This window comes from Hymenobacter arizonensis, from assembly GCF_900115775.1.
Lineage (GTDB): Bacteria > Bacteroidota > Bacteroidia > Cytophagales > Hymenobacteraceae > Hymenobacter > Hymenobacter arizonensis.
The window spans coordinates 1244975-1262824 of the sequence record NZ_FOXS01000001.1 but is presented as its reverse complement, the minus strand read 5'-3'; the positions used below and the strand labels follow the sequence as shown (position 1 = coordinate 1262824).

Here is a 17850-nt window from a genome sequence, read left to right as displayed (position 1 = left end):
TTCCCTTCCGCAGACCAACCTCAGCGGCCAATCTCACGTTTGAGCCTCATCATTTTCATATTTCTATTTGATGAAGCTCTTCTTTTCCCTCGCGCTGTCCGGGACGCTGTTCTTGGCCCCGGGGCCTTCGGCCGTTGCCCAGCAGGCTCCTTCTCCCTACCGCACCGACCTTTTGAAGGACGGTGCCATCACTACTGGCCTCACGGCGCTGAGCGTAACCGGGCTGTTGCTGGTACAGAAAAAAAGCGGCCTGACCGATGCCGAATTGGCTGCGCTCGACCGCAACGACGTGCCCAAGATTGACCGCTTTGCCGCGGGCAAGTACAGCGACCGCGCCCAGCTGCTCAGCGACGTGCTCTGCTACCCTACGTTCCTGGTGGCGCCGGGCCTGCTGGCCCTCAACCCCAACGTGCGGGGCCGCTACGGGCAAGTGCTGGGCCTCTACCTCCAAACCATGCTCGCCGCCGATGCCGCCTTCACCATGACGGTGGGCACCGTGTACCGCTACCGCCCCTACCTGTACGGGCCCGAAGGCGGTAGCGGACGCAACGGCAAGATTGCCACTAACTCATTTTTTGCCGGCCACGTGGCCCATACCGGTGCGGCTACCTTCTTTGCCGCCAAAGTGTTTCACGACTTCAACCCCGACTCACCTGCCGAGCCCTACGTGTGGGGCGCTGCGGCCCTGCTGCCGGCCGCCGTGGGCTACTACCGCATCGAAGCCGGCAAGCACTTCCTCACCGATGTGATGGTGGGCTACGCCGTGGGCGCTACGGCGGGCATAGTAGTGCCCCAGCTGCACAAAGTAGCCGGGCGTGCGGGCGTATCGGTAATACCCCTGCAGGGCGTGAACGTGAACGGTCATTCGTACAGCGGCTTGTCCTTTAGCAAACAGCTGTAGCCGGAACTGCCTGCCAGATACCATTCATATAGCAAAGGCCACAACAAACATTTGCTTGTTGTGGCCTTTGCTATTTTGATTAGCTAGCGCATCAAATGCCAGAAATGCCGTTACGATTAATTACCGGGGCATCTTGGTTTTTGTTTTGGTCGCTTTGCGGGTTTTCCGATTGGTGTCGGTACCTGGCGCACCTTTTATCTCCTGTCCTACTTTGCTGGTAGGGTCAATAGGCTGCGAAGTAGTGCCAGCAGTGCGGTTGCCGGTGGGCGTGCGGGGGGTAGTGGTGCCGGGAGCAACAGGAGCGGTATCAGTATCCGTGTTAGCCGCACCATTGCCCGTAGCTCCGCTAATTTGTTGGCCGGTTTTGCTGGTTGGGTCTACCGGAGCTTCGGTGGTGCCGGCTGTGCGGTTGCCGGTAGGCGTATTGGGCGTCGTGGTCTGCGCTTGGGCGTTGATGCCAAAAGCGAGCGAAAGGGCCAAAGCTGGCAGCAGGTGCTTTATCATGAGATAATACGTTGAGTGGAAATAAGGAAAGGAAGCAGCGTGGTGCTTTTCTAAAAGGAGTAGTGGGTGTACGCGGCTGAGGTAAGGAGGTTAGCCACGTTTGATAAAGTCTAAGAGGACGAATGTGTACCAGTCCTCGTTCTTTTATAGTCAGCCTGCTGCTTCGGGCGTGGCCTATTAATTCACTCAGGTGCTCTAAGCGCATGGCTAGGTTGATTGCTATTCCGGTGCAAACCCTTCCGCTTGATGAATTTCTTAGCTGCAGCGTTGCACTTTTTTGTGCGGGTTTAGCTGTGGATAATTGGCTAGTTAAGACGAGCTGCATGCTGGCCCTTGCCCATACATATCTGAGCCGTATCAAGGAAAGCATGCCAGCCAGCGTGTTTCCAAAGAGACACTCTGCTTAGCTGACTAGTGCTATTCGCGGCATCAGTTATATAATGAGGACTAGTCGCTTAAATGCTCTACAACCGCTCGCCGCAGCGCCAGCAAAACTCAGCGTCGGGCCGGTGGCCGGCAGCCTGGCATACGTGGCAGACGGCCAGCTTAAATGCTGGTTCTGGCTGTGCCGGGCCGCGTGGCGCCACCATCTGGGCCGATACAATGCCCGTGGGCACGGCAATGATGGCATAGCCCAATATCATAAGGAGCGAAGCCAGCGTTTGGCCCAGAATGGTGACGGGCGAGATGTCGCCGTAGCCGACCGTCGTGACGGTGACCACGGCCCAGTACACACTTTTGGGGATGCTGGTAAAGCCGTTTTGCCCGCCTTCCACCACGTACATCAGCGTGCCCACCACAATGGTCATAGTGAGCACCGATGTGAGAAAGACCATGATTTTGTAGCGGCTGGCTTTGAGCGCATTCGTAATGAATTCGCCTTCGCCCACAAACTGACCCAGCTTGAAAATGCGGAACATGCGCAGCAGCCGCAGCGTCCGGATGGCCAGCAAGTACTGGCTGCCCGTGAGAACCAGCGCGGCCAGGGCCGGTATGGTGGCCAGAAAGTCAATTATCCCGAGCCAGCTGAGAGCATAGGCCACTGGCCGCCGCACCACCAGCAGCCGCGCCAGGTATTCCAGCAGAAATGCAATGGTAAAGGCCCATTCCAGCCCTCTTAGCAGGGCCCCGTACTGGCTGCTAATGGACCGCACGCTGTCCAGCATCACGGTGCCCACACTCAGCACGATTATAGCCAGCAGCAATACGTCGAAGGCCATGCCGGCCCGGGTGTCCGATTCGAATATGATGCGGTAGCCGGTGCGTTTCCATCCGGGGGCCGTGTCGCGGGGCTGTAAATCCATGAAGGCTCTATACTGGGGTGGGGGCAGCCAAGTGAAGAATTGGGAAGTAAGATGGGCCGACTACCTGGCCACCGTGCCCAGCACGGCGCTGCTTTCCAGCATGCGTACGCCTTTGGTTTGCATGTCGGCCCGGGCCGCCTCGAAACCCTCGGCGCTAATGGCCCGCGTGGCATCGGTAATCACGAAGGCCGCAAAGCCTGCGGCCTGGGCATCGAGCGCCGAAAAATACACGCAATAGTCGCCGGCCAGGCCCACTAGGTATACGTCGGTTACGCCGCGGCCGCGCAGGTAGTCGGTGAGGCCGGTGGCTTTGCGGTGGCCATTGTCATAAAAGGCGCTGTAGGAATCGATGTCGGGCGCCATGCCTTTGCGGAAAATGGCTTCCACCCGCCGGGTGTCCAGGGACGGGTGCAGGGCAGCGCCGGGCGTTTCCTGCACGCAGTGGTCGGGCCATAGCGTCTGGGGCAGGCCGTGCAGGTCGATGTGGTCGAAGGGCGCGCGGCCGGCGTGGCTGCTGGCAAAGCTCTCGTGGCCGTCCGGGTGCCAGTCCTGCGAGGCTACCACTAGGTCGAACTGCGGCTGCAAGGCATTGACCAGCGGAATAATGGCATCGCCGTCGGGCACGGCCAACCGGCCACCAGGCACAAAATCGTTTTGGATATCGATGAGCAAAAGGGCTTTCATGGGGCCAAGGTCGGGGAGGAGCCGGAAAAACCAAGTAAGTCGCGGCGAGTTACGTCTACGTTGCTGTCCATAAAGTCTCCAACTTCCTCCCCATGCCCGACCTTCAAAATCAGATTGCCTTGGTTACCGGTGCCACGTCCGGCATTGGCAAAGTCACGGCCACCGAGCTAGCCAAAAGCGGTGCCCACGTAATTATCCTGGCCCGTAACCCCGAAAAAGCCACGGCCACGCAGCGCGAGATAAAAGCCGCGGCCGGCCACGACCGAGTCGATGTCCTCCTGGCCGACCTCTCCGATTTCGAGCAGGTGCGCCAGGCCGCCGCCGATTTCAACGCCCGCTACCCCCGCCTCGACGTGCTGGTAAACAACGCCGGCCTCATTTTCGGTAGCCAGCGCCAGCTTTCCGCCGATGGCAACGAGCTGGGCTTGGCCACCAACCATCTGGGCCCGTTCCTGCTCACGGCGCTGCTCTTCGAGAAGCTGCGCGCCAGCCCCGCGGCCCGGGTCGTCAACGTATCCTCAATGGCCTACCGGTTTGCCAAGCCCAACCTCACCGACATTCAATCGGCGCAGAGCTACGGGGCCATGCGCGTGTACGGCAACACCAAGCTCTACAATATCATGTTCACGCAGGAGCTGGCCCGCCGCCTGCGCGCCCACGGCATTGCCAATGTCAGCACCAATGCCCTGCACCCGGGCGTGGTGGCCAGCAGCTTCGGCGAAAGTGCCGGCGGCTGGCTGAGCAAGCTGGCCCAGTTGGGCCGGCCGTTCATGATTTCGGTGGAGAAAGGCGCCGAAACCAGCCTGTTTCTGGCCAACGCGCCTGAAATGGCCACCATCAGCGGCGGCTTCTTCGACAAGAAGAAGGCCGTGCCCGTGCAGCACCCGTTCAATACCTCAGACCACGCCCGGCAGCTCTGGAAGCTAAGTGAACAGCTTACCGGTACGCAGTTTTTGGCGTAATTGGCGGGCTGGTTCCTCACTCTGCTTTCTCCGTGGCCCATGCCCAACGCTCCGCTTGACCTTGCCGCCTACGTTGCCCGCGTAGGCTACCGCGGCCCCCTCACGCACTCCCTCGAAACGCTGGTGGGCCTGCACCGGGCGCAGGCTTTCCGCATTCCTTTCGAAAACCTCGACATCCACCTCAACCGCCCCATTGGCCTCGAGCCAGCCAGCCTGGTCCAAAAGCTGGTGCACGAGCAGCGCGGCGGCTATTGCTACGAGGCCAACGGGTTGTTTCGGCTGGTGCTGCAGGAGCTGGGCTTCGCCGTGACCTGCCTGGTGGGCCGCAACCTGTTGGCCGGGCCTCCCTTACGCCCCCGTGCCCACCAGGTGCTGCTGGTAGAGGTGGAAGGCCAGCCCTGGCTGGCCGACCTGGGGTTTGGGGCCAACGGGCTCATCGAGCCCATTCCGCTGGAAGCGGGGCCCGAGCATCAGCAGTTCTTTGACCGCTACCGGCTGCAGGCCGCTCCCCAGCACAACTACCACCTGCAGCTACAGATGCAGGGCCAGTGGCAAAGCCTCTACACGTTCACGCTCGATGAGGCCCAGCCCAGCGACTTCCAAATGATGAACTTCTACTACTCGCAAGCTCCCGACTCGCCTTTCCGCAAGCAGCGCATCACCACGCTGGCCACTCCGGACGGCCGCATCAGCCTCATCGACCGCGAGTTGAAAATACGGCGGGCCGACGGCAGCACCAGCACCACGCCAGTAACCAGCGACGCGGCTTATGAGCAAACCCTGGCCACTCACTTTGGCATTCGGCTGCCGGCCGCGCTGCCTATTTAGCTGGCTTTGGGTCCGCGGCTTGCAGCACGCTCACCCACTGGGCTTCGGTTTTGGGCTTTTGGGTGTCGGCGGTAGTTTTCAGGGCGGCGGCCAGGGGCGGAGCGGCAGACTGCAACGTTTTTAGGTTTAGTTTGACGGGGGCGAGCCGTGCCTCCGGGCTGAGCAGGTAGTACGTCGACTTGTCCTCAATTTCGTCGGTGCGGCGGTCCTGGCTGTACGCTCCATAGTAGTCCGCTTTTTTCACCGTCTTGACGTAGTGTTTCAGCAGCGTGTAGCTGCCCTCGTGCAGTACTTCCACATAATCGGGGCGGTGGTGCTGCTGTGGGGCTTCCCGGAAGCGCCGGAACTCGCGCTGCCGCGCCGGTCCGCGCGCCGAGGCCGGTTCCTGAAGCACAAAGCGCACCACCTGGTGGTCGTCGAGCAGGAGGGAGTCTTTGGGGTGCTTGGCGTCCAGCATCAGCAGGCGGTGTTGCAGCACGTCGTATTTCAAGGGTACCGGGGCCAGGGGCATGCCGTTGTTCAGGGTCAGCAAAGCGGTTAGCCAGCGGCTATCGGCATAGGGTGAACCCACCACGCCTAAGCTGGTGGCCCCTTCTACTCGCAATGACGAGCCAGAGGCTATAGTAGCCATATTGGCCTGAACAGTAGCGGCATCCTTGCCCAGGCTGCCAGCCTGCCCATAGGCAGTGCCGGCCGCCAGAAACAAGAAGGCCGACAGCGGCAAAAAGCGAATGTTCATCAGTGAAAAGAGCCTAATATCAGAAATCGCAGAATCAATGTACTGCTTATTTCTGAATAGGCCGAGCTGCCAGCCAATGCCGCACTGACTGGCGCTTAGGCAAGGTGGCTACTCGGCTTTTGTAGGGCGCGCCACTCGTCTTCTAGAATGCCCATTTCGATGAGGCTCCAGTAGCCATCGCCGTGGCGTACCACGTCGCGCATCACGCCTTCCTGCTTAAATCCAGATTTCAAGTAGCAGTTGATGGCCGCGTGGTTAAAGTCATATACTCCCAGGCTGATGCGGTGCAATTTCAGGTCTTCGAACCCGATGCGCAGCAGGGCCTTCACCATGCCCTGGCAGATGCCGCGGCGGCGCTCGGTGGTGTTGCCCACCAGCACGCGGGTGAGACGCCCGGCGCGGTCGCGCTGGCTGATGCCGCCCAGGGAAATGTGCCCCACCGTGACGCCCGTTTTGGAATCAACGGCTTTGTAAATGAACACGCTGGGGTCGGCCAAATTGTTGGAACCTTCAATGTACCATTCGAGCCCCGCCCTGGTGAGCGGAAACGAAAACATCGAGCCGCTCCATTCTTTCATTAGCCGCTCATCGGCAACCCATTCTATCAGCTGGTCGAAGTCGGCGGGGGTGAAGGGTTCCAATGCAATCATATAAAGCGCGTAGTGCGGAGAACAAGGCCGAAAATAAGCCCGCAAGGTAAGGCGCGCACCAGCCTACCTAGCTAACTATCTACCGTAGGAGTATGTTAACGCCATTCTTTCCCTATTCATCCCCTTCCTTTCATGAACTTATCCAATAACACCATCTTGCTCACGGGCGGCGCTTCCGGCATAGGCCTGGCGCTGGCGGCCCGCTTCCTGCAGGCCGGCAGCCAGGTCATTGTCTGTGGCCGCCGCGCCGATAAGCTGGCCGAGGCGCAGCAGCAATATCCGGCCCTCATCACCCACGTCTGCGACCTCGCCAATGCCGCCGACCGCGTCGAGCTTATCCGATGGGCCACGGCGACTTTTCCAGCCCTGAATGTGCTGGTGAACAACGCCGGCGTACAAAACCGCATCCAACTGGCCGACGACGCCGAGGAGTGGGACGTTCGCCGTCAGGAGCTTGTAATCAACGTGGAAGCGCCCATGCACCTGGCCACGCTGGCCATTCCGCATCTGCGCCAGCAGCCGCAGTCCTATATCATCAACGTTACCTCGGGCTTGTCCTTTGCGCCAGCGGCCTTCGCGCCCATTTACAGCGCCACCAAGGCGGCTCTGCATTCGTTCACGCTGTCGCTGCGCCACCAGTTGGCACCTACGGGCATTGCGGTGCTCGAAATTGTGCCCCCGGCTGTGGACACCGACCTGGGTGGCCCCGGCCTGCACACCTTCGGCGTGCCCGTCGACGACTTTGCCGATTCCGTAATGGCCCGCCTCGCCGCTGGCGAGCAGGAGGTCGGCTACGGCACTTCGGAAGCGGCCCGGCTGGCATCGCGCGCCGAACTGGACGAGCGGTTTCGACAGATGAATAACCACTAAAGCAACCTGAGTAAGCTTTAACTAAGCTTGCGCCATCACTGCGCTAATACAAAAACAGGCCGTTGGGCCGAGCACTGCGCTCGGCCCAACGGCCTGTTTGGTAACACTAAGATAAGACCCGAGTCGAGGGACGATTGTCCCACAAAACGTGCTTATGAGTTAGTCGTCGTTGTCAGCGTCACTTCGATGTTGCCGCGGGTGGCGCGCGAGTAGGGGCACACCTCGTGGGCTTTGGCTACCAGCGCTTCGGCCTGCTGCTGGTCGAGGTTGGGGATGTTCACGATAAGGTCAACGGCCAGGCCGAAGTTCTCACCGTCTTTGCCGAAGCTTACATCGGCCTCCACAGTGCTGCCGGTGATGGGCATTTTGCTCAGGCGAGCCACCAGGTTCAGGGCGCCGTCGAAGCAGGCCGAGTAGCCGGCGGCGAATAGCTGCTCGGGGTTGGTGGTGTTTGGTTTGCCGGGGCCGCCCATTTCTTTGGGCGTGCTCAGGGGCAGGTCAATTACGTTGTCGGAAGAGATGGCGCGGCCGTCGCGGCCCCCGGTGGTTTTGGCTTTGGCGGTGTACAGGCGTTGAATGCTCATTGGGCTTGGTAAGGGTAAAAGGGTAATGCAGGTAAAGTGAAAACGTCTAATTTTTAAGTCAATAGGGTGACCAGTTGCTGGAGCTGGGTGCGCAGAACTGCCAGTTCGGGTGGAGCCATCTGCAGGCGTTCGGCTACCTGCTCCGGAATTTGCTGGGCGTTACGCTCCAGGCCGCGGCCCGCATCGGTCAGCGTAACCACCACCGACCGTTCATCGCGCGGGTCGCGCTGCCGGCTTAGCCACTGGCGCTGTTCCATGCGCTTAAGCAGGGGCGTAAGGGTACCGGAATCAAGCAGTAGCTTCTCGCCCAGCTGCTTCACCGACAGCGTATTGTGCTCCCATAACACCAGCAGCACTAGATACTGAGGGTACGTCACGTCCAACTGCTCCAGTAAGGGTTGGTAAGTTTTCGTGATGAGCCGCGAGAGGGCATACACCGAGAAGCACAGCTGATTATCCAGCTTGAGCAAGGGGTTTGGCGCACTTTCCGGAATCTTATCCATGATGGTGAAACTATAATTAGTTGCGTAAGTTTTAATTGTGTACAATCAATTAATAAATAAAACTAACCAGCTGCTGATAGACAGCTGATTAGTTTTATTCGACTGTGGTTTCAATAGCTTGTCGCAGGCTAACTAGAGCGAATTAGCCCGCCAGCTGCAACACCCGCTGGCTGCGCTCGCGCACGGCTGCCGTGAGGGCAGGGTCGGTGGCCATGCGCTCGCCAAAGGAAGGCACCAGCTCGCGCAAGCGCGCCTGCCACTCGGGAGTAGCCACGCGCTCCGAGAAGCACTTCTGCACCAAATCGAACATGATGGCCACGGCCGTGCTGGCCCCCGGCGAGGCCCCAAGGAGCGCCGCCACCGAGCCATCGGCTGAAGTCACCATCTCGGTGCCGAACTCGAGTACGCCGCCCACCTTTTTATCTTTTTTGATGACCTGCACGCGCTTGCCCGCCACTTCCAACTGCCAATCGGCTGGGTTGGCTTTGGGGTAGTATTCGCGGAGCACGGCCGTGCGCTCCTGCGGCGATTGCAGCACCTGGCCAATGAGGTAGCGCGTCAGGCCAAGGTTGCGGGCGCCAGCGTAGAGCAGCGGCCGAATGTTGCCCACTTCGATGGAGCGGAACAAATCGGTGTAAGAGCCCTTCTTCAGAAACTTGGTGGTGAAGCCCGCGTAGGGCCCAAACAGCAGCTCTTTCTGGCCGTTTATTTGGCGCGTGTCGAGGTGGGGCATCGACATGGGCGGCGAACCCAAAGCCGGTTTGCCGTAGACCTTGGCTTGGTGCTGAGCAATGACCTCGGGGTTACGGCACTTCAGCCACTGCCCGCTCACGGGGAAGCCGCCGTAGCCGTTGGCCTCGGGAATATTCGTTTTGTCGAGCAGAGGCAGCGTGCCGCCCCCGGCCCCGATAAACACAAAGCGCGCCCGCACAATGCGGTCCTGGCGGGTGGCCAGGTCTTTAACTTTTATGCGCCAGATGCCATCGGCCTTGCGCCGGAAGTCCTCCACCTCGTGGCCCAGGTGAAACTCCACACCGGGCTGCTCCTTCAAATGCTTGAACAGGCAGCGGGTTAGCGAGCCAAAGTTAACATCGGTGCCAATAGGCATGTGGGTGGCGGCCACGGGCTCGGTGGCATCGCGGCCGTCCATCACCAGCGGAATCCAGTTGGCAATCTGGGCGGGGTCCTCGCTGAACTCCATGCCTTTGAACAGGGGCGAGTGTAGCAGCGACTCGTAGCGCTTGCGCAGGTAGTTCACGTTGTCGGCGCCCCACACAAAGCTCATGTGCGGAATGCTCTGAATAAACGTGGTGGGGTCGGGCAGCTTGCCCTCATGCACCAGGGAGGCCCAAAACTGCTTGCTCATCTCAAACTGCTCGGCAATCTTGTCGGCTTTCGAAATGTCGATGCTGCCATCGGGGCGCTCCGGCGTGTAGTTGAGCTCGCAGAAGGCCGAGTGCCCGGTGCCGGCGTTGTTCCAGGCGTCGGAGCTTTCGGCGGCCACCGCGTCGAGGCGCTCATACACAGCAATGGTCAGGTTGGGGTCAAGGGATTTGAGCAGCACGCCCAGCGTAGCACTCATAATGCCCGCGCCGATGAGGACAACATCAGTCACGGGTTTGGCGGGATTTTGGTCCGTTGGGGTCATAGAAAAATTAAGGGAAAGGCCGCAGGCAATACGGAGGCCAGCCGTGCAGGGCTGTTTGTTCCTGAAAAAAACCAGTAGCTACCTTGCGAAGGTGAACGGTAAAACTCCCCTCCTCAGACGAGGAGGGGATGCTGGCGCAAAGTGCCAGCTGGGGTGGTTGAACTCGTTGAACGAAGAAAGAACGATTCTACTGCGAGTCGTTCGGGTGTCGTTCAACGAGTTCAACCACCCCCGTTCGAGCCGTTGGCTCGAACATCCCCTCCTTACTAAGGAGGGGAGTTTGACCGTTCTGTATTGCTTTCCCATCCCACCCATGCCCGACCTCGAACTGCCGCTGCTGCCCCTTCCCACCCGCGTCGACCCCGCCAATACCGCCGCTCCGCGGCTCCTCATCATCTACACGGGCGGCACCGTAGGCATGGCCGTGAACCGCAAAGGCGAGCTGGTGCCCATGCAGTTCCGGCGCCTCGACCGCAAGATGCCCGAGCTGGCCCGGCTGCCGTTTCAGCTGTCCCTGCTCAGCCTGCCCGAGCCCATCGACAGCAGCAACGTGACGCCCGCCGACTGGCTGTTTCTGGCCCAGCTCATTGGCCGTCACTACGCCGATTTCGACGGGTTTGTGGTGCTGCACGGCACCGACACCATGGCATACTCCGCCGCAGCGCTCAGCTACGTGCTTGAGCACCTAGGCAAACCGGTGGTGTTCACCGGGGCGCAGGTACCGGTGGGCGCCAACCGTTCCGATGCGCAGCGCAACATCATCACGGCCCTGGAAATTGCAGCCGCCCGGCACCCGCGGGCCCACACGGTGCGCGTGCCCGAGGTGTCTGTGTTTTTCAACGACATTCTAATTCGCGGCACCCGGGCCAAAAAAGTGGAAAGCCAGCAGTTTGCCGCTTTCAGAAGCGAGAACTACCCGCCGCTGGCCCGGGCGGGCATTGGCCTGGATTTCGACGACAAAAGCATCCGCCTGCTGCCCGGTGCCCGCCTCCAGGTGCATACCAACCTCGAAACCGGCGTGGCCGTGCTGCGCTTGTTTCCGGGCATCACTGAGGCCGTGGTATCGGCCATTCTGGGCGTTGCCGGCCTGCGAGGCTGCGTGCTCGAAACCTACGGCTCGGGCAATGCGCCCACGGCTCCGTGGTTTTTGCAGTGCCTGGCCGCGGCCCGCGCCCGCGGCGTGTGGCTGCTAAACGTGAGCCAGTGCGAGGAAGGCCGCGTGGTGCAGGGCAAATACGAAACCAGCGCCCATTTCGCGGACTTGGGCATCATCGGCGGCGACGACATCACGACCGAAGCGGCCGTTACCAAGCTCATGTTTGTGCTCGGTCTCGGGCTGGGGGAGGAGCGTACCCGGCAGCTGCTCACTCAGGACCTGCGCGGCGAAATCACGCTGTAAATCAATGAGCAATGAATAATGAGCATTGAGCAATAAGCCGCCCGCGTTAATTGTTCATTCCACATTGCTCAATGCTCATTGTTGCGCCCTATCTTTGCGCCACCAACCACCATCCTTGAGGGGTGTCCGAGTGGTCGAAGGAGCACGCCTGGAAAGTGTGTATGGCTCAAAAGGTCATCGTGGGTTCGAATCCCATCCCCTCAGCAAAAAGCCCGTTTCATCTTATGAAACGGGCTTTTTTATTGGGTTTTGTAACCAATGTTTAGGGTTTATTCAGCTTGTACCGTGGTCACACTTATTTCTGTGCGTGCCGTGTCGGCGGGCCGCGCAAAGGTGACCGACTGGTTGCGGCTGGCGCCCGGTGCCAACCCTCCAAAGCGGCCTTTGGTAGCGCCGACAACTTGGCTTTGCGCGTTGTAATAGGTCATCGTGTAGGTGCCTTCTGTGATTTCGGCTATCGTGGCGCGATTGGTAAATGTGAAAGTGTAGCCTTCGGGCCGCACCTGCACCTGGCTGGCCACCAAGCTGCGCAAGTTGCGCAGCTCGTAGCGCAGCAGCTCACGCACCAGGCGGGCATGCTCGGGGCTGTGCAGGCCTTGCTCGCGGTAGGCCGCGGGGCTGTCGATGACCGGGTTGCCGGTCTGGGCAAAAGCAGAAGTTGAGAAAGTCAACCCCATCAAAATGAGCAAATAGCGCATCGTAGGCAGAAATAAATCTAATTATTGTTCTGCTAAGGTAGGTTCGCAATCAGGCTGTGGAGCTTATATGTGATTGAAGCTGGGGCGTGGCCGCGGTGTTATCGCTGTGCTACGCCGCAACGCAAGCGCCCAAAACCCGTTACCTTGCCCGGCGTATTCGCACCAATTTGCGCCCTTGCTCATGGCCCCCACCACACCTGTCACGGCTGCTACCAGCGCCGTTGAAAAAGACAACAAGCGCATCACCCGCGGCTGGACCTTCTACGACTGGGCCAACTCGGTTTATCCGCTGGTCATTACTTCCAGCGTGTTTCCAATTTATTGGGGCACGCAGGCCGTCGATGCCCAAGGCAAAGACATCGTTAACTTTCTGGGCTACACGTTACCAGGCTCGTCCTTGCTGACTTATGCCATTTCGTTTGCCTTCTTGCTGATTGCCATTGTCAGTCCGTTTCTGACTTCGCTGGCCGATTACTCCGGCCGTAAGAAGCTGTTTCTGCAGGTGTTTTGCTACCTGGGCGCCACTGCCTGCGCCGGCCTGTTCTTCTTCACCAAAGGCACGCTGGTGCCTTCCACGTTTGTTTTCATCGCGGCTACGGTGGGCTTTTCGGGCAGCATTGTGTTCTATAATTCTTACCTGCCGGAAATCAGCTCGGAGGAAAAATTTGATTCATTATCAGCTCGCGGGTTTTCCATGGGCTACATCGGCTCGGTTATTCTGCTGGTGCTGTGCCTGGTGCTCATTGAGGGCCACGAACACTTCGGGCTGGAAAAAGCATTTGCCACCCGTCTCAGCTTTCTGCTTACGGGCATTTGGTGGGCCGGCTTCGCCCAAATTCCCTTTGCCACCCTGCCCGCCGACCCCGGCCGGCCCGCCGGCAGCACCAACGACAGCAGTTGGGTACTGAACGGTTTTCGGGAGCTGGGCAAGGTGTGGGCCGAACTCGAGCACCAGCCCAACCTGAAGCGCTTTTTGCTGGCCTATTTCACCTACAATATGGGCGTGCAAACCGTGATGTACGTGGCCACAATTTTCGGCGACAAAGTCCTCAACTTGGAGACGCAGGCATTGATTATCACCATCCTGCTGCTGCAGATTGTGGGCATTTTGGGGGCGTATCTGTTTGCCAAGCTCTCGGAGCGCATCGGCAACACCCGGGCCCTGAGCTGGGCCGTGTTCATCTGGATGCTGATATGCGTGGCCGGCTACTTTGTGCAAAAGGGCTGGTCATTTTTTGCGCTGGCTGCCGTTATCGGTCTCACCATGGGCGCCGTGCAGAGCCTGTCGCGCAGCACCTACTCCAAGATTATGCCCGAGAACAGCCCCAACAACGCGGCTTACTTCAGCTTTTTCGACGTGGTCGAAAAGCTGGGCATCGTTATCGGGACGCTCTCCTTCGGGGTTATCGCGCAAATAACCGGCTCGATGCGCAACAGCATTCTTTCGCTGATTGTGTTCTTTATCCTCGGGCTGGGCTTTCTGCTTACGCTGCGCGGCAAAAAACTGCGCGATACCACCGGCGCCGATGCCAGCACCGTGCCCGGCCCGCCGCCCGCTTCGCCCGTGACCAGCACCCCCGCTACGGCAAAGTAATTCGGGCGGCTTAGCGTCTCCTTCACTGCTCTTCTACGGCGCATGCCACCGCATGTGCTCCCATCCACCAAACCCACCTCATGCACACCTCCTCCCTCCAGCAAAATATCCTCGCCGAGCTCGACCACGAACTGGCCAACACCCGCAAAATGCTCGAACGCGTGCCTTTCGAACAGGCCGACTTCAAGCCCCACCCCAAGAGCATGTCGCTGTGGCAGCTGGCAACCCATGTTGTGAACCTGCTGGCTTTCAAAACCTTGTTTGTTCAAGCCAATTCCCGCGACTTCCTCGACCCCAATGCCCCCAAGCCCGGCCCCACGCCCACGTCTAAGGAGGAATTACTAAGCCGTTTCGACGAGTACAGCACCATCCTGATTGAGGCGCTGCACAGCAGCAACGACGAAAAACTCACCAACCACTTCCAGCTGCATCGCGGCGACCAGATTCTAATGGACCGCCCCAAAGGCGCCGCCTTGCGCATCATGGGCCTGAACCACAGCATCCATCACCGGGGCCAGCTCTCGGTGTACCTGCGCTTGCTCGACATTCCGGTGCCCGGTTTCTACGGTCCCAGCGCCGATGAAGCCGGCGGATTTTAGGGCCATAGCGAGCCTGCTGTCATTGCGAGGCGGAGCCGTGGCAATCCGTCCTGTAAGAGCCCGACAGTTCAATGAAACGACAAGCCCCGGTACTGCGCAGTACCGGGGCTTGTCATGTTATTAAGTTCGTCCCTGAGACCAGGACGGATTGCCACAGCTCCGCCTCGCAATGACGGACGCTTTGCCGCTACTTTTTCTCGAATACCTGCTTGCCTCCCACCCAGGTTTCCAGCACGCTGGCATTGCGCAGCTGCTCGTTGGGGGCCGCCAGCAAGTCCGTGCCCATCAGCACGAAATCGGCGAGCATGCCGGGCTTGATTTGACCTTTGCGCTTCTCCTCAAAGCCCGCGTGGGCGGCCCAGGTGGTCATGCCGCGCAGGGCATCGGGGCGCGAAATGGCGTTTTCCATCTGGTAGCCGCCTTTGGGAAAGTTCTTGGCATCTTGCCGGGCCACGGCAGAGTGGAAGCCATACAGCGGGTTGATGTCCTCAACGGGAAAGTCGGAGCCCAACGCCAGCTGCCCGTACTGCTTCAGCAGCTCGGCGTAGGCATATGCTGTTTTGGCGCGCTCGGCCCCCAGGCGCTCACCGGCCCAGTACATATCGGAAGTGGCGTGAGTGGGCTGCACTGAGGGCACAATGCCAAACTGCCCAAACTTGGGCATGTCGGCCGGCGTCACCACCTGCGCGTGCTCAATGCGCCAGCGCCGGTCTTTCTGACCTTTCAACGCCTCGCCGTAGATGTTGAGGATGATGCGGTTGGCCGAGTCACCGATGGCGTGGGTGTTCATCTGGAACTTCGAGGCGGCCAGTTCCTTCGCCAAAGCGCGGTATTCTTTTTCGGTGGAGAGCAGGAAGCCGGTTTCCTTGGGCTTATCGGCATAGGGCTCTACCAGGCAGGCGCCGCGGGAGCCCAGGGCCCCGTCGGCGTACACTTTAAAGGAGCTGACCGCCAGCTGGTCGGTGAGAATGGGGCCGTTTTTGAGGTAATAGTCTTTGTTGGCGGCCGTGGGGTTGAGCATGGCATACAGCCGCAGGTGCAGCTTGCCTTGCTGCTGCAGGTCGGCCATTTGCTCGATGTTGGCTCGGTCGAGGCCGGCGTCGGCTACGCTGGTCAGGCCCACGGCGAGGCAGTTTTGTTGGCCTTGCAGCAGTAGCTGAGCGGCTTCGGCAGGGGTAGGCTCTGGGATTTTATTGCTGACCAGTCGGGTGGCATTGTCTACGAGTAAGCCCGTGAGCCGGCCCTGCGCATCGCGCGCAATGGTGCCGCCGCTGATGGGCGTGGCCGCCGTGACCCCGGCCAGGTCCAGCGCCTTTTGGTTGACGAGCGCCGCATGCCCGTCCACGCGAATTATCAGGACGGGAACGTCAGGAAACAGGCGGTCCAGTGCTTCCTTCGTCGGAAACTGCTTGGTGGGCCAGTCGTTCTGGTCCCAGCCGCGGCCCAGCAGCCACGCCGCCTGCGGAAACTTCTGGCGGTGTGCTTGCAACTTCTCGAGTACGTCTTCCCAGGAAGTGGTACCCACCAAGTCGGCGGAGCTCAGCCCCAGCGAGTACCGGTAGAAGTGGCAGTGCGCATCATAAAAGCCAGGGTAGATGAACTGGCCTTTAGCGTCTACTTCCTTGGCTGCGTCAAACCGGGATTTGAGGTCAGCTGATGTACCAACCGCCACAAACTTGCCATCTTTTACTGCAAAGGCCTCGGCTTTCGCAAAAGTGGAATCTACAGTGTAGACCGTGGCATTGGTAACGAGCAAATCCACTGACTCACGTGAGCCTTGGCAACTGGCCAAGGCGCTCATCGCCAGTAGCGCCACTCCCAACTTTTGCCCCAACGGCTTGGTAAAATTCATCATAGGTAACGAAGTGATTTTAAATTTCAAACAAGAACGTCATGCTGAGCTTGCCAAAGCATCCTCACCGCAATACTAATTGAGTTTAGTAGTGCAGTAAAGATGCTTCGGCAAGCTCAGCATGACGTTATCTAGCTATTTGCTGAAGGGCCCGGTGGGCTATTCGAAGCGCATGTGCTTCACCGACTCGCCCGAGTTTTGCAGCTCCTGCAGCGACTCGATGCCGATTTGCAAGTGGCGCTTCACAAACTCAGTGGTCACTTTGGAGTCCGACTCCGACGTTTTCACGCCCTCGGGCGTCATGGGGTTGTCGCTCACCAGCAGCAGGGCGCCATGCGGGATGTCGTTCATGAAACCTACCACAAAAATGGTAGCCGTTTCCATGTCGACGGCCATGGCGCGCACGCGGCGCAGGTAGTCCTTGAACTCCGCATCGTGCTCCCACACGCGGCGGTTGGTGGTGTACACGGTGCCGGTGAAGTAGTCGAGCTCGTGCTTTTTAATCATCGACGACACGGCGCGCTGTAGGCGGAAAGAGGGCAGAGCCGGAATTTCCTTGGGCAGGTAGTCGTCGGAAGTACCGTCGCCGCGGATGGCCGCGATGGGCAGCACCAGGTCGCCGAGCTTGGTTTTTTTTAGGCCGCCGCACTTACCCAAAAACAGGGCGGCTTTGGGCTTGATGGCCGAGAGCAAATCCATTACCGTGGCCGCCATGGGCGAGCCCATGCCGAAGTTGATGATGGTGATGCCATTGGCCGTGGCGGTTTGCATGGGCTTGTCGAGGCCGCGCACTTCGCAGTCGAACTGCGCCGCAAACATGTGCACGTAGTTGCTGAAGTTGGTGAGCAGGATGTACTGCCCAAAGTCGCTCAAGGGCACGCCCGTGTAGCGGGGCAGCCAGTTATTGACAATTTCTTCTTTGGTCTTCATAAAGGGTAAATGAGTGTTTGAGCGACTGAGTGAATGATGGAGAAAGGACGCAAAACCCGATGCCACTCAGTCGCTCAGCTACTCAGTCACTCGATTTGGCCCCGTACCTTTGGAGGTGATGCAAGCCCTGGACCTGCCGCCTTTCGAGGCCAAACTTACACAATCGGCCACGAATCAACCGCTCATCTGGGATGGGCTCCGGCGCAAGCATGTGGTGCTCACCCCCGAAGAGTGGGTGCGGCAGCACGTGGTGCACTACCTCGCCAACCACCTCGGCTACCCGCGCGGTCTGCTGGCCCTGGAGCGCGGCCTGCGCTACAACCAGCGCCACAAGCGCACCGACCTGCTGGCCCTCGGCCCCGAAGGCAAGCCCCTGCTACTGGTCGAATGCAAAGCGCCCTCCGTGGCCATCGACGCGGCAGTGGCCCGGCAGGCCACCACGTACAACCAGACCATTGGAGCGCCGCTGCTGCTGCTCACCAACGGCCTGGTGCATTACTGCTGGCGGGTCAACTTTGAAACCCGCACCAACGAGCGGCTGGAAGAGATTCCTAGCTATGCCGCTGCGGTGCTGCTGTAGTCGCAGGCATAGGCGTGTAGC

At 59.7% G+C, this 17850-nt stretch carries 19 protein-coding genes and 1 tRNA gene; 9 read left to right on the top strand and 11 right to left on the bottom strand.

Annotated features, from left to right (window positions below; genetic code table 11):
* The first annotated feature begins 70 nt into the window (after positions 1-70).
* A complete protein-coding gene (locus BMZ66_RS05270) occupies positions 71-901 on the top strand; it encodes a phosphatase PAP2 family protein (protein ID WP_092669699.1) in 831 nt (276 codons plus the stop codon).
* Positions 902-1021: 120 nt separating this feature from the next.
* Here the strand turns inward: BMZ66_RS05270 and BMZ66_RS05265 are convergent, their stop codons facing one another.
* From BMZ66_RS05265 to pncA, 3 genes are all read right to left on the bottom strand, one after another.
* Positions 1022-1405: a hypothetical protein gene (locus BMZ66_RS05265; RefSeq protein WP_092669697.1), complete on the bottom strand. Its 384-nt coding sequence runs from the start codon at positions 1403-1405 to the stop codon at positions 1022-1024.
* 464 nt (positions 1406-1869) lie between these two features.
* Complete coding sequence (locus BMZ66_RS05260) at positions 1870-2709, bottom strand: ion transporter (protein ID WP_092669695.1); 840 nt, start codon at positions 2707-2709, stop codon at positions 1870-1872.
* 60 nt (positions 2710-2769) lie between these two features.
* Positions 2770-3393, bottom strand: coding sequence for a bifunctional nicotinamidase/pyrazinamidase (pncA, locus tag BMZ66_RS05255; RefSeq protein WP_092669693.1), 624 nt, complete (start codon positions 3391-3393; stop codon positions 2770-2772).
* Between the two features lie 92 nt (positions 3394-3485).
* Here pncA and BMZ66_RS05250 point away from each other — a divergent pair, with 92 nt between their 5' ends.
* Both BMZ66_RS05250 and BMZ66_RS05245 read left to right on the top strand, forming a co-directional pair.
* Positions 3486-4355, top strand: a complete 870-nt coding sequence (locus BMZ66_RS05250) for an SDR family oxidoreductase (protein WP_092669691.1) — start codon at positions 3486-3488, stop codon at positions 4353-4355.
* A 39-nt stretch (positions 4356-4394) separates the two neighbouring features.
* On the top strand, positions 4395-5183 hold the full coding sequence (locus BMZ66_RS05245; protein ID WP_092669689.1) for an arylamine N-acetyltransferase family protein: 789 nt from the start codon (positions 4395-4397) through the stop codon (positions 5181-5183).
* Here the strand turns inward: BMZ66_RS05245 and BMZ66_RS05240 are convergent.
* On the bottom strand, positions 5176-5922 hold the full coding sequence (locus BMZ66_RS05240; RefSeq protein ID WP_092669687.1) for a hypothetical protein: 747 nt from the start codon (positions 5920-5922) through the stop codon (positions 5176-5178). The two genes, BMZ66_RS05245 and BMZ66_RS05240, sit on opposite strands and share 8 nt — an antisense overlap.
* A 95-nt stretch (positions 5923-6017) precedes the next feature.
* Positions 6018-6572, bottom strand: coding sequence for a GNAT family N-acetyltransferase (locus BMZ66_RS05235; RefSeq protein ID WP_092669685.1), 555 nt, complete (start codon positions 6570-6572; stop codon positions 6018-6020).
* 132 nt (positions 6573-6704) lie between these two features.
* Here BMZ66_RS05235 and BMZ66_RS05230 point away from each other — a divergent pair, with 132 nt between their 5' ends.
* On the top strand, positions 6705-7442 hold the full coding sequence (locus BMZ66_RS05230; RefSeq protein ID WP_092669683.1) for an SDR family oxidoreductase: 738 nt from the start codon (positions 6705-6707) through the stop codon (positions 7440-7442).
* Between the two features lie 152 nt (positions 7443-7594).
* Here BMZ66_RS05230 and BMZ66_RS05225 read toward each other — a convergent pair whose 3' ends face one another.
* From BMZ66_RS05225 to BMZ66_RS05215, 3 genes are all read right to left on the bottom strand, one after another.
* Entirely contained in the window at positions 7595-8026 is a 432-nt protein-coding gene (locus tag BMZ66_RS05225; RefSeq protein WP_092669681.1) for an organic hydroperoxide resistance protein, read from the bottom strand.
* 53 nt (positions 8027-8079) lie between these two features.
* Positions 8080-8529: a MarR family winged helix-turn-helix transcriptional regulator gene (locus BMZ66_RS05220; RefSeq protein ID WP_092670293.1), complete on the bottom strand. Its 450-nt coding sequence runs from the start codon at positions 8527-8529 to the stop codon at positions 8080-8082.
* A gap of 142 nt (positions 8530-8671) precedes the next feature.
* Positions 8672-10207, bottom strand: a complete 1536-nt coding sequence (locus BMZ66_RS05215; RefSeq protein WP_262507570.1) for a malate:quinone oxidoreductase — start codon at positions 10205-10207, stop codon at positions 8672-8674.
* Positions 10208-10490: 283 nt separating this feature from the next.
* On the opposite strand from BMZ66_RS05215, the gene BMZ66_RS05210 reads away from it, so the two are divergent.
* Positions 10491-11576 (top strand): asparaginase, encoded by a 1086-nt coding sequence (locus tag BMZ66_RS05210; protein ID WP_092669677.1) that lies wholly within the window; start codon positions 10491-10493, stop codon positions 11574-11576.
* 116 nt (positions 11577-11692) lie between these two features.
* Positions 11693-11780 (top strand) — tRNA-Ser (locus tag BMZ66_RS05205).
* 65 nt (positions 11781-11845) lie between these two features.
* Here BMZ66_RS05205 and BMZ66_RS05200 read toward each other — a convergent pair.
* Entirely contained in the window at positions 11846-12274 is a 429-nt protein-coding gene (locus BMZ66_RS05200; RefSeq protein WP_092669675.1) for a hypothetical protein, read from the bottom strand.
* A 181-nt stretch (positions 12275-12455) separates the two neighbouring features.
* Here BMZ66_RS05200 and BMZ66_RS05195 point away from each other — a divergent pair, with 181 nt between their 5' ends.
* Both BMZ66_RS05195 and BMZ66_RS05190 read left to right on the top strand, forming a co-directional pair.
* Positions 12456-13868 carry an MFS transporter gene (locus tag BMZ66_RS05195; protein WP_092669673.1) on the top strand — a complete coding sequence of 471 codons (1413 nt, stop codon included), beginning with the start codon at positions 12456-12458 and terminating at the stop codon, positions 13866-13868.
* Positions 13869-13948: 80 nt separating this feature from the next.
* Positions 13949-14467 (top strand): DinB family protein, encoded by a 519-nt coding sequence (locus tag BMZ66_RS05190; protein WP_092669671.1) that lies wholly within the window; start codon positions 13949-13951, stop codon positions 14465-14467.
* A 187-nt stretch (positions 14468-14654) separates the two neighbouring features.
* On the opposite strand, the gene BMZ66_RS05185 is transcribed toward BMZ66_RS05190, so the two are convergent.
* On the bottom strand, positions 14655-16319 hold the full coding sequence (locus tag BMZ66_RS05185; protein ID WP_092670291.1) for an amidohydrolase: 1665 nt from the start codon (positions 16317-16319) through the stop codon (positions 14655-14657).
* A gap of 159 nt (positions 16320-16478) precedes the next feature.
* The gene (locus BMZ66_RS05180) at positions 16479-17249 is read right to left on the bottom strand and encodes an AMP nucleosidase (protein WP_092669669.1); all 771 of its coding nucleotides are present in this window, start codon (positions 17247-17249) and stop codon (positions 16479-16481) included.
* A 118-nt stretch (positions 17250-17367) separates the two neighbouring features.
* Between BMZ66_RS05180 and BMZ66_RS05175 the strand changes: the two genes are divergently transcribed.
* Positions 17368-17829 carry a type I restriction enzyme HsdR N-terminal domain-containing protein gene (locus BMZ66_RS05175; protein WP_092670289.1) on the top strand — a complete coding sequence of 154 codons (462 nt, stop codon included), beginning with the start codon at positions 17368-17370 and terminating at the stop codon, positions 17827-17829.
* Positions 17830-17850: the final 21 nt, after the last annotated feature.